Origin of the sequence: Parabacteroides faecis (assembly GCF_014647375.1) — a bacterium.
GTDB classification, from domain to species: Bacteria; Bacteroidota; Bacteroidia; order Bacteroidales; family Tannerellaceae; genus Parabacteroides; species Parabacteroides faecis.
On the sequence record NZ_BMPB01000020.1, the window covers coordinates 67,024 to 78,788 of the forward strand.

The following is an 11,765-nucleotide window of genomic DNA, read 5'->3' on the forward strand; positions in this document are numbered from 1 at the left end:
TCAATTATTCCATAGTAGGATTGAATGTGCCACCCCAGTTATTATTTTGTTCCAGATTCGGATTTTCTAATATTTTACTTTCCTGGATCGGAAAGAAATAATAAGATTCCTGAATCAAAAATTTATTTTCGGCAATGGCACTGATCGGTACCATTCTAAGTATATATTTAAAATTATCAGGAACCAATGAATACGTCTTGGCTTTTTGGGTAGCTTCAGCAATATCCATTTCAGTACCATCCTCATTGATAGCGATAGCTTCGATTCCATATTTTTGCAGTCCGTTCAATTGCATCATTTTACGAGTTCTTCTCAGATCCATAAAACGATGCCCTTCAAAGCACAATTCTACATTACGTTCATCAAGAATAGCCTGGCGAATCTCTTCACGACTGCTGACTTTCAATCCATACAATCCATTTTCCCCAGCTTCGATACCAGCCCGTTTACGAATCTGCTTCAACATATCTATGGCTGTATCTTCGTGACCTGTTTCATTGGCTGCTTCAGCATAGATAAACATGACTTCAGCTAATCTCATGAATGGATAATCATGGTCATAGGTCGATACCAAATCTTGACTTAAAGACAGATCAGATCCTTTCCGCACATACATACCACTGATTGCATCATTTTGTGTGGCAGTACTACCTACATTCGGATTGATTCCATAGGAATCTTCTCTAACCGCTATACCCACCGAAGTGTATTGGCGGTATCCTGAAGCGGTTCCTGATACAGGATACAAATCTGCATTATATAGGATACAATCCTCAAATCTAGGATCACGGTTTTTCCAATATTTCTGTAAAAACTCGGATTCTTCACCAACATAATACTTGCCGTCCGGATCATCAAACCTCTTTCCATCCATCATAGGAAAAGCTTTTACCATGTCCCAGGTAGGTGTATTACTGGCATTACTACGACTCAAAGAAGACGGACGAATAGTATTTTCCCATCCTGCAGTCTTATCCGGATTGCTGTATATAATAGGAAAAACGACCTCTGAATTACCGTCCACTAACCAGTTATCAGCATAATTAGCAGTCAATTTAATTCCTTGGGATATACAGAAGTCATATGCCTCCTTTGCTGCCGTATAAGCTTCGCTCCAATATTTATTATCATACATGTTACTCGGATTAAACTGCGGAGAAGCTTTATAAAGCAACATCTTTGCCTTATATGCTTTAGCAAAACACTGATCTATACGTCCATAATTATTACCCGTAGCTTTTGCCGGAAGCAATGCAATAGCATCATTCAGGTCTTTTATTATCAAATCAAAGCATTCCGCTGTAGAATTACGAGTTACATACAGGTCGTCTTTATCTTTATCCTGAGCTTTGGTAATATAGGGCATACCTCCATGATAAACGACCATTTCACCATATTCATAGGCCCTCATAAATAGCATCTGACCCGTCAGACTATTCTTAACGGATTCGGAACAAGCTCCCTCCGCAAGATATTCGATACCTAAATTAATATTACGGATATTGGTATAATTCCATCGTTTATAACCACTCCCCGATGTCGTTATAGTACTTAACATAAACGGAATACCAGTTTGTTGTTCTGCTGTATTATCAGCACTTGTAGACCATCCACTGAAAATATCACCATAGAGATCGGTCACATACGCTGTTGCCAGGTTATCATCATTCCAAACCAGGTCCGCATCATAATTCCACAAATTTGATATATCCAAACTATTGCATCCATTGACCAGCAATATAGTTACCAAACCAACCAATGATTGTTTTAATTTATTCAGTTTCATATTTTTTTAATTTTAAAATGAGAAGTTAAGACCAAATGTAAACGATCTCATCAAAGGGAATGAATCGTAATATTTTTGTTCAGGATCCATGAACTCATTCATCGCAGAGATAGAGAATAAGTTGGTTGCGTTCATAAATACCTGGGCATGGGTCAGTCCCAACGGACGAAGAACCACCTTAGGCAAATCATATCCTACGTTAAGGTTCTTCAAACGTAAATACGCACCATTTCGCATCCAAAAATCAGTATCACCATAACCTGATTCATACTGGTTCTTACCGATTACACGAGGATAAATACCATCAGGATTCTCCGGACTCCAGCATTTTTCACTTGTCCAGATAGGATAATACGGACGTGTGTTACCACCATACTGCGGCATACCCTTGGTTGCCTCACATCCTACTAACCGATCATAGTTACCAACACCTTGAAAATGCATATCAACAGTAATCCCCTTCCAACTGAAGCTACCTCCGAAACCATAGTTAATACGGGGAGTCCCATTTGTGGACAACAAGTTATACGCATCATTTCCATCAATTTTACCATCCGGTCCCGGAGCATAACCATCACCACGAGTATCCTGAAATAAAAGGCCGCCAAGATACGGATCACGTCCATACTGCTTAAATCCTTTAGCGATCAATTCATCCACTTCTGCTTGATCTGTTAACAAATGATCCACTTTCAAACCCGTGATACGTCCTGCCGACATTCCAACCAAAGACAAGTCTTTCAGATTACCTGTCATATAAATTACCGATTCATCCAATACATCCCAGCGATCTTTGGAATAGCCTATATTCATATAAAGAGAATAGTTTATTCCGTGTTTAGCTTTATCTCTCCAACTTAATGTGAATTCTCCACCTCTCCATGAACGTTCAGCATAGTTTTCAGGAGCCAACGATGCACCATAGGTACTAGGTAAAGAAGAAGTTCTTGAACCCAAAATATCAGTTTCCTTTCTATAGAATCCATCGATAGTACCACTTAACTTATTACCTAAAAATGTAAAATCCAAACCACCATTGACAGTCGATGATGTAGCCCAGGTCAAATTATAAGTCGGCATACTGCCTGATTGAATACCATTAGCTAACCCATTGCCAAACATATAACTGTTACCGGAAGTGTATCTTTCTATATACTGGAAATATCCGATCGACGCATTCGATGTATTCAAATCGTTACCGGTAGTACCGTAAGAAGCACGTATTTTTAAGTCATCAAGCCAATTAGAAGCACTCTCCATAAAGGCTTCTTTACTGATACGCCATCCAAGTGAGGCCGAGGGGAAAAAGCCCCATCTGCTTTCTTTTGGAAATTTATTATTTCCATCATAACGGAATGAAAACTCTGCTATATACTTGGAATCATAATTATATGTAGCACGTCCGATCCACGACAAATGCGAGCCTAAATTCTCCGATTCATTTACTGAAACCGTTCGTCTTTCCGGATCGGTCGAAAACACAAACCATTGGTCATAAGCCGTCAGCGGATCATTCGCTGTTGCATAGATGGCTTCACCCTGACTTTGTGCCTGTTCGAAAGTGATCATTCCGCCTACTTCATGCTTGCCAAACTTATTTTTATAGTTCACCGTCCAGTCAAACTGTTCATTCCAGAATTGGCGGGAACCATAAGTCAGATTCTCATAATTGGAACCAAACGTGAAGATATTATATTTATTCAAATCCAATGGTCCCGGAACAAAACGGTTATTAGGATCAGCCGATTGAAAATTGTAGGCTTTCTGATGAGTAAGATATTTCTTACGAGCATAATCATTGATGATGTAATTTCCAGTTACTTTTGTTGATAATCCGGGTAAAAGCTTACTCAAGTCAATGTTTAATGATAAAATACCATTTACATTCCGTCTGCGGGTTTTGATATAACGATCACCCAATATCACATCTGCAACATTCCATCCTTTAAAATTACTGACATCCGGATAAACAGGATAATCAGTCTTTTCGTTTGCCGGAGTACCATCCAGATACGCATAAGACGGAACCGTCCTCAAACAATTAAACGTAGTTCTATAAAAGTCGAATATATCCTCACTATCATCGCCACTTCCAGACCAATTGAATCGTCTATCGTCTTTCTGGTAGCCGGAAACATTTGCATTCAATGATATATACTTACTCAGATTTACGGTCAAATTAGATCGAAACGAATACTTATTATTTTCCAGATTCTTGTAAGATCCTTCTTCTCTGATAAAACTTCCTAAAACGTAGTATTTAACTTTTTCAGTACCACCTGTCGCACTAATAGAATGCTTTGTATTCCATGGATTTTGCCAAATCAGGTCATTCACATTATAATCATGCGTCTTAGCATATTCCATCTCTTCGTCATTATTAGGTCTGGCCAGTCCATTAGCTTCAGCAACTAAATTCTGATAAACCAACTCTTTGTAAGCACTCATCTCATCTGTAAATAACTTACGAGTGGGTTTATTAAACGTATATGATCCCTGATATTCAAATTTGGGTTTCCCCATACTATCCGCTCCCGACTTAGTTGTCACCAGGACCACTCCATTACCCGCTTTCGATCCATAAACAGAAGCTGTTGCAGCATCTTTTAAAAAACTCAACTGATCGATCTCGTTCGACTCAAGTGCATCGAATGCCGCTTTATCCCGGATAATTCCGTCAATAACAAATAACGGATCACCGAACCCACCACGCATACGGATTTCTGAACTTGCTCCCATGAAACCTGAACTCCCGACAATTGTCAATCCCGGTGCACGACCCGCTAAAGTATTAGATAAATTGGTCGTTGAAATTGTAGATAACTCTTCTGTCTTCACATTAGTGATAGCTCCGGTCATATTTATTTTTTTCTCTACACCGTATCCGACAACGATCACTTCATCCAACTTTTGGGTATCTTCATGTAATGTGACCTGATAAGAGACCTTCCCATCTTCCACCCGAATTCTCTGCTCTAAATAGCCTATATAGGAGACAAGTAAAGTAGCCCCGGCAGGAATATTGCTTAAGACAAACCTCCCATTAGCATCTGTTACTGTTCCAACACTGCTATTTCCCTCGAGAGTAATGTTTGCACCAATGATCGATGCTCCTTCTTCATCGACAATGACACCAGATATTCTCCTCTCCTTCTGTTGCACTTCATTTACAACCTGTTCTGTGCGAACATTCCTTTTCACACTATTGTCTTTCAAAAACACACGGTTATTCACAATCTTGTAAGAAATACCGGTATCTTTAAAAACCTCTTTGAGCACTTTTTCTATGTGTTCATTTTTTAAATTAACAAATACGTTGGAGATTTTCTTATTTAACAAAGATTCATCATAAGAAAATTCATACCCAGTCTGTTCACTTATACTTTGTATTACTGCACCGACTGTCGTACTATTCAGCGTCAGTTCCAGATTCACATACAAAGATTGCGAACCGTTTACCGCCATTACAGGCGATACAGATGTCAAAAACATTGCTAATGTCGCAATAGAAACTTTTTTAATCATACATGTGATTTAATAATGTTAGTACTAATTTTTCAGTTAGATTTCTTGTTGTGTGTTCATTTTTCTACTCTCGGTCATTTTATCATAGGCATTGCTTTTTGGGGTTGTTCATATATAAAAACTTCTTTTCCTTCCACCTTATAATGGATCGGCGCGAGGTATCCCAACAGATTCAGGATATCGGCAAGTCCTTCGTCCTCATTGATCACACAGCGAAATTTACGCCGTGCAAGAGCCGAAGACTCGATATTGATGTTCACATTAAATTTTACGGATAGTTTATTTACTATTTCGCGCAGGGTAGCATTTTCAAACACAAACTGCCTTAACCTCCAGGCTGTCGAAATATTTACATCTATAGCTTCCGAGGTGTATTCATTCTTGTTTTGGTTATAAGTCACTTTCTCTCCGGGAGAGACATCCAATACTTTATTCCGGTTAATATCCAACAGTTCTATCTGACCACTGACCAGAACAGTCTCAACTTTCTTATTTTCATTATCGATCTTTACATCAAAGGAAGTACCTTTTACCTGGATATTCACATATCCGGTAAAAACATTAAATAGCGAGAACTGCTCCTGCTTTCTTTGAGACTTCAAAGAAAGCTTCTCCTTGCAAGGAGACCTGACGATTCTCGTCAGAGAACGATACCGGATACTTCAATGTCGAGCCGCCCTTCAACCAGACACAAGTTCCGTCGGCAAGCATAACTTTTTTCACATCTTGGCCGGGCTTAACTACAATACATATCTGTTTTTCAGGCTGAAAATACTCGTAACCTCCATAAAAGCAAGACACCAGCACCAAAAAGACAGCTGCATATTGCAACACGTTACGCATTAATTGAAAACGATTCGATCGGTCAATCTTACCGTTTACCTTTCCCAAAGCCTCTTCAATACGATCCGGACTTTTATAATACATCGAATGATAGGACACACGCAGACGCATCACATCCGACAATATTGTTTTATTATCCGGAGATAAATTACCCCAGGCCAACATCTCCTGCATTTCGTCGGAAGAGATATTGCCCGCCAGATATTTTGCCAAAAGTCCGTAATCGAAATCCATTTTTTATCCTTTATATCAGCAAAACGTATGAGAGAAAGAAACTACGGAGCAAAAGAATCTTTTTTTTAAAAATTTCCCTGCCGGAAAAGAAACAGAAGAGAAAACAAATAGAAATCCTGCTTAGACATATGTGCTTTCAGGAACTTGATCGCCAAATAAATATGACTTTCTACCGTACGTTGGGGCATTTGAAGTCGCTCAGCCACTTCTTTCGATTTAAGCCCTTCTATATAAGTAAGAATGAAGACTTCGCGGCGTTGGGAAGGTAATTCTCCCAGCAGATTATGTAATAGTTTATAAAAATCTTTTGAATAAATCTCCTCCAGAACAGACGCATCCGATCTCAATGAATCAGCATACTCCTCCCATACGGATTTTTCTGCCTGAAGCAAATATTTTCCGGCAGACTGTGTTTTCCGATAATGATCGACACAACGCGTATAAGCCGATTGGAACAAATAAGAATGGAATCCTTCTCCTACATATATTTTTTTACGGTTTTCCCACACATTCAAAAAAACATCCTGAACTATATCTTCCGCCATCTCCTGCTCCACGATAGTAGCTACATAGGCCATCACCCGGGGATAATAATAACGAAACATATCATTAAAAGCCTTCCGGTTCCCTTCTTTCAGTTTATATAATGAAGAAACATCAAACATATATAATGCCAGGACAATTTTTACTTAAACCATCTTAATTTGTCCCCAAAAATAAACATTTTTTATTCAATACGGACTATCTATCCCTAAAAACGGGGTACAGACAATAGAAATTAAACCTTTCTTCACCAGGCACAGGAACAACTATTCGTTATCCGACAAAGAAGTATTTGCCTATAGCAGAGTATCTAAATCTTTATATACTAGCAACTATTAATACAGTGTACTACTTATCGCACATAAGATGTACACCATATACATGATAAGTAGTACACCTTATATAGGATAACCTGTACACCTAACCGATAGTTATTCACATGTCAGGAAATACTTTTTCATAAGATAAAAAATAGTTTATAGACAAACAGGAAACAGTCTTTACCTTGTAGCAGAATTGATCCGGCGGACAACCACGATTTAAATATATTCGATACCTTTGTCCCTGCAAATGACTAAAGAATAGAAATATGAACTATTACGAACTGAAATTCACATACGAATCGCCTATCGAGGCAACAATCATCAGCGATGTACTGGCATCCGAACTGGGAGAAATAGGTTTTGAAAGTTTCACCGAAAACGAAGACGGCCTTCAGGCTTACATCTCCGATCAATTATATAATGTAAAGAAATTAGTCGACAAACTGAAAGAATTTCCACTGGAAAACGTCACAATCCATTACTCCGAACAGTTTATCGAGAGCAAGGACTGGAACGAAGAATGGGAAAAGAACTATTTCAAACCCATCCGCATCGGAAACGAATGCATCATTCGCGCCTCTTTCCATGAACCGGAACCGGGTTATACATATAATATTATTATAGACCCCAAAATGGCATTCGGGACAGGCAACCATGAAACGACCTTCCTGATGATCAGCGAGATGCTCAAACTCGACCTGGAAGGTAAAGATTTGCTGGATATGGGATGCGGAACGGCTGTCCTGGCAATTCTCGCTAAAATGAAGAAAGCCAACAAAGTAGTGGGCATCGACATCGATGAATGGGCCTACAACAATGCTCTGGAAAATATCCGCCTGAACAATACCGAAGATATACAAGTCGTACTGGGAGGAGCCGAACAAATCCCGGCTTTCGGACAGTTCGATATTGTATTTGCCAACATAAACCGCAATATACTTTTGAATGATATCCGTCACTATACCAGCTGCATGAAACCAGGAGCACTACTTTTTATGAGCGGATTCTACACACAAGACATTCCTGCCATCGAAGAAGAATGTAAAAGAAATGGCTTGAATTTCATTTCTCATACAGAGAAAAACAACTGGGTGGCCGTCAAGACACAGAAGCAGTAACTTTATTTAACATTAAAAGTTAATGCAGAAGTAAACTATCATCCGCATAAAATCGTTACATTAGTAGACACATTTAAATGTAAGAGTTATGAAAAATGTAGATTCTAAATTATTACTAGGTTTGGTAGTTGGAGCTGCAGTAGGTGCAGCAGTCGGATATTTGGCAGCTACCGATAAGAGAGAACAGTTACTGGAAGAATTGAACGGTGTAGTTGGAAAAGTAAAAGAAGGCTTTAATTCCGCTCTCGCCAAGTACAAAGAAGGTAAGACTGAAGTTGTAAAGGCTACAGAAGAAATCGTAGCTGAATAATTATTTATGGAAAAAGATTCAGGAAAAATCTTTCGTGAGCTGAAAGAAGATGTTTCGACTTACGTAGAATTAAAGCTTGAACTTTTAAAGTTAAGCACATACGAAAGAAGCGGGCAATTGATCGCGGTTCTTTCGTATGGCTTAATTTTATTGTTTCTGGCTTTCTTTGCCATCCTGTTCATATTCCTGGCGTTAGGGTTCTTTCTGGGTGATATGTTCGGTTCTTCGGGAGCCGGGTTCGCCGTTGTGGCGGTATTATATCTCCTGTTGATCGGACTCATTATAATGAACAAACAAAGAATCTGCAACACCGTTCTCAACGTTGTGATTGCAGCATTAAACGGTAACGACGAAAAAGACGATGCAACAACAGATACAAAACAAGCCGCTGACACCGCTGGAGAAGCTGATTTTTGACAAAGAACAGATCCGGAGGCAATGTGTCGTACAGGAACAAAAACTGAATGACGACTTTTCGTATATTCAGGAAAATGCAGGCAGTCTGTTGATTTCCGGCTTTACTACCTTACTCTTTCCAAACACTAAATCGAAAAAGACAGAATCTTCCGACGCAATTGCTGCGACAAACGACCATCCGGTTACCCCGATGGGTTTCTCGGATTACCTGAGCATAGCACAAGGACTACTCCCGGTTGCCTGGGATGTTGCCAGACCTTTTTTGCTGACATGGGGAATCCGAAAGGCACAAAGCTGGTTTACGAATCTTCTGTTTAAGAAAAAGAAATAACTCCTAACATTTAATTTATGTTAGAGGACATATTTTTCTCCTTTTTATAAAGGAAGAATAAAAAAATAGGACTAAATTTGCAGTCGTTAAAAACAAGGATAAAAATGAAACGTAATTTGATTCTCTTTATGGCATTCACCGCAATGCTGACGATATTGGCTTCATGCGCAACTCCTTGTGGCTGTTAATTGGATTTTATGTAATATTTTTAATAAACCCATAAAAGTTTTATTACAATGATTAAAGTAGGTATTAACGGTTTCGGCCGTATCGGACGTATGGTGTTCCGCGCTGCAGTTAAGAACTTCGGCAATGATATTCAGATCGTAGGTATCAACGACTTGTTGGATGCTGATTACTTGGCATACATGCTGAAATATGACTCAGTACACGGTCGTTTCGATGGTACAGTTGCTGTAGAAGGTAACAACCTGGTAGTAAACGGTAACAAAATCCGTTTGACTGCAGAAATGGATCCTGCTAACCTGAAATGGGACGAAGTTGGTGCTGACGTTGTAGTTGAATCAACTGGTTTCTTCCTGACAGACGAAACAGCTCGCAAACATATCCAGGCTGGTGCTAAGAAAGTTATCATGTCTGCTCCTTCTAAGGACGCTACTCCTATGTTCGTTTATGGCGTTAACGACAAAACTTACGCAGGACAGGACATCATCTCTAACGCTTCTTGTACTACTAACTGCTTGGCTCCTATCGCTAAAGTATTGAACGACAAGTTCGGTATCGTTAAAGGTTTGATGACTACAGTTCACGCTGCTACTGCTACTCAGAAAACAGTAGACGGTCCTTCTAAGAAAGACTGGAGAGGTGGCCGTGGTATCCTTGAAAATATCATCCCTTCTTCTACAGGTGCTGCTAAGGCTGTAGGTAAAGTTCTGCCGGTATTGAACGGTAAACTGACTGGTATGGCTTTCCGTGTTCCGACTTCTGACGTTTCTGTTGTTGACCTGACAGTAGTTCTGGAAAAGGCTGCTTCAATGGACGACATCAAAGCTGCTATGAAGGAAGCTTCTGAAGGCGAATTGAAAGGTGTACTGGGTTACACAGAAGATGCAGTTGTTTCAACTGACTTCCGTGGCTGCTCTAACACTTCTATCTTCGATGCTAAAGCAGGTATCTCTTTGGATGATAACTTCGCTAAGATCGTTTCTTGGTATGACAACGAATGGGGTTATTCAAACAAAGTTTGTGAAATGGCTCGCGTTATCGCTGGTAAGTAATCAAATACAAATCAGTATATGGAAGCCGTCCTCTGCAAAGGGGACGGCTTTTTTTATTATCTTTCATTTTATTCTGCGCTCGGTTTGCACTATCTTTGCTACCCTATGAGAACATATCAACTTATAACGATACTTGGACCGACGGCTTCCGGCAAAACACCTTTTGCAGCAGCATTGGCCGACCGACTGGATACGGAGATTATCAGTGCCGATTCCCGCCAGATCTATCGCGGCATGGATATCGGAACGGGTAAAGACCTAGCTGATTATACCGTAAACGGCAAAGTGATTCCTTATCACCTGATCGACATCTGTGATCCGGGATATAAATATAATGTATTCGAATATCAGCATGATTTCTTCCGGTCTTACCGGGCGATACAGGAAAAAGGGAAATTGCCGATCCTTTGCGGAGGCACAGGGATGTATATCGAAGCTGTATTGAAAGGATACAAACTGCTGGATGTTCCACAGAATCCGGAGTTAAGGGAATCGTTGAAGAATAAATCGCTGGTTGAACTGGAAGAGATTCTGGCGACTTACAAGGTGTTGCACAATAAGACGGATGTCGATTCGGCACAGAGGGCGATCCGTGCCATCGAGATTGAAGAATATTATAAAACGCAGGCTCCGGATGCGAACGAGTATGATCCGATAGATAGTCTGATCATCGGCATAGATATCGACAGGGAGCTACGGAGGGAGAAAATATCCAGGCGACTGCGTGCCCGCCTCGACGAGGGCATGGTGGATGAAGTAAAAGGTATCATTGCTTCGGGTGTCAAGCCGGAAGACCTTATTTATTACGGTCTGGAATATAAATACCTTACATTATATATTATAGGTGAACTTTCTTACGAAGAAATGGTTTCTCAATTAGAGATAGCCATTCACCAGTTCGCCAAACGGCAAATGACCTGGTTCCGGGGAATGGAACGCCGGGGATGCACCATCCACTGGGTTGATGCAATCCTGCCGACAGAAGAGAAAATCGAAAGGACATTGGAGTTATTAAAACAAGAATAATTCCTTTTTAGAAATAATTGAACCTATCTGAGCATAAGTCTCAGTCATCAATAAGACATACTTAGTTACAG

The 11,765-nt window shown here is 39.9% G+C and carries 11 protein-coding genes; 6 read left to right on the forward strand and 5 right to left on the reverse strand.

Annotation, left to right across the window (positions count from 1 at the left end; genetic code table 11):
* Positions 1–4 precede the first annotated feature (4 nt).
* From IEY67_RS23990 to IEY67_RS24010, 5 genes are all read right to left on the reverse strand, one after another.
* Positions 5–1,786, reverse strand: coding sequence for a RagB/SusD family nutrient uptake outer membrane protein (locus IEY67_RS23990; RefSeq protein ID WP_122354077.1), 1,782 nt, complete (start codon positions 1,784–1,786; stop codon positions 5–7).
* 12 nt (positions 1,787–1,798) lie between these two features.
* On the reverse strand, positions 1,799–5,311 hold the full coding sequence (locus IEY67_RS23995; RefSeq protein WP_183671765.1) for a TonB-dependent receptor: 3,513 nt from the start codon (positions 5,309–5,311) through the stop codon (positions 1,799–1,801).
* A gap of 74 nt (positions 5,312–5,385) precedes the next feature.
* Positions 5,386–5,913: a FecR family protein gene (locus IEY67_RS24000; RefSeq protein WP_221267813.1), complete on the reverse strand. Its 528-nt coding sequence runs from the start codon at positions 5,911–5,913 to the stop codon at positions 5,386–5,388.
* Complete coding sequence (locus IEY67_RS24005) at positions 5,873–6,388, reverse strand: FecR family protein (RefSeq protein WP_122354080.1); 516 nt, start codon at positions 6,386–6,388, stop codon at positions 5,873–5,875. The genes IEY67_RS24000 and IEY67_RS24005 overlap by 41 nt, the downstream gene beginning before the upstream one ends.
* Before the next feature lie 65 nt (positions 6,389–6,453).
* A complete protein-coding gene (locus IEY67_RS24010; protein ID WP_122354081.1) occupies positions 6,454–7,053 on the reverse strand; it encodes an RNA polymerase sigma-70 factor in 600 nt (199 codons plus the stop codon).
* Positions 7,054–7,520: 467 nt separating this feature from the next.
* Here IEY67_RS24010 and prmA point away from each other — a divergent pair, with 467 nt between their 5' ends.
* The 6 genes from prmA to miaA all read left to right on the forward strand — a co-directional run bounded on the left by prmA (position 7,521) and on the right by miaA (position 11,694).
* Complete coding sequence (gene prmA / locus IEY67_RS24015) at positions 7,521–8,372, forward strand: 50S ribosomal protein L11 methyltransferase (protein WP_183671766.1); 852 nt, start codon at positions 7,521–7,523, stop codon at positions 8,370–8,372.
* A gap of 88 nt (positions 8,373–8,460) precedes the next feature.
* A complete protein-coding gene (locus tag IEY67_RS24020) occupies positions 8,461–8,682 on the forward strand; it encodes a YtxH domain-containing protein (RefSeq protein ID WP_007652933.1) in 222 nt (73 codons plus the stop codon).
* Positions 8,683–8,688: 6 nt separating this feature from the next.
* Complete coding sequence (locus tag IEY67_RS24025; protein ID WP_122354083.1) at positions 8,689–9,099, forward strand: phage holin family protein; 411 nt, start codon at positions 8,689–8,691, stop codon at positions 9,097–9,099.
* Positions 9,044–9,430, forward strand: a complete 387-nt coding sequence (locus tag IEY67_RS24030; RefSeq protein ID WP_183671767.1) for a hypothetical protein — start codon at positions 9,044–9,046, stop codon at positions 9,428–9,430. The genes IEY67_RS24025 and IEY67_RS24030 overlap by 56 nt, the downstream gene beginning before the upstream one ends.
* Before the next feature lie 236 nt (positions 9,431–9,666).
* On the forward strand, positions 9,667–10,668 hold the full coding sequence (gene gap / locus IEY67_RS24035) for a type I glyceraldehyde-3-phosphate dehydrogenase (protein WP_183671768.1): 1,002 nt from the start codon (positions 9,667–9,669) through the stop codon (positions 10,666–10,668).
* Between the two features lie 105 nt (positions 10,669–10,773).
* Complete coding sequence (gene miaA / locus IEY67_RS24040) at positions 10,774–11,694, forward strand: tRNA (adenosine(37)-N6)-dimethylallyltransferase MiaA (RefSeq protein WP_183671769.1); 921 nt, start codon at positions 10,774–10,776, stop codon at positions 11,692–11,694.
* Positions 11,695–11,765: the final 71 nt, after the last annotated feature.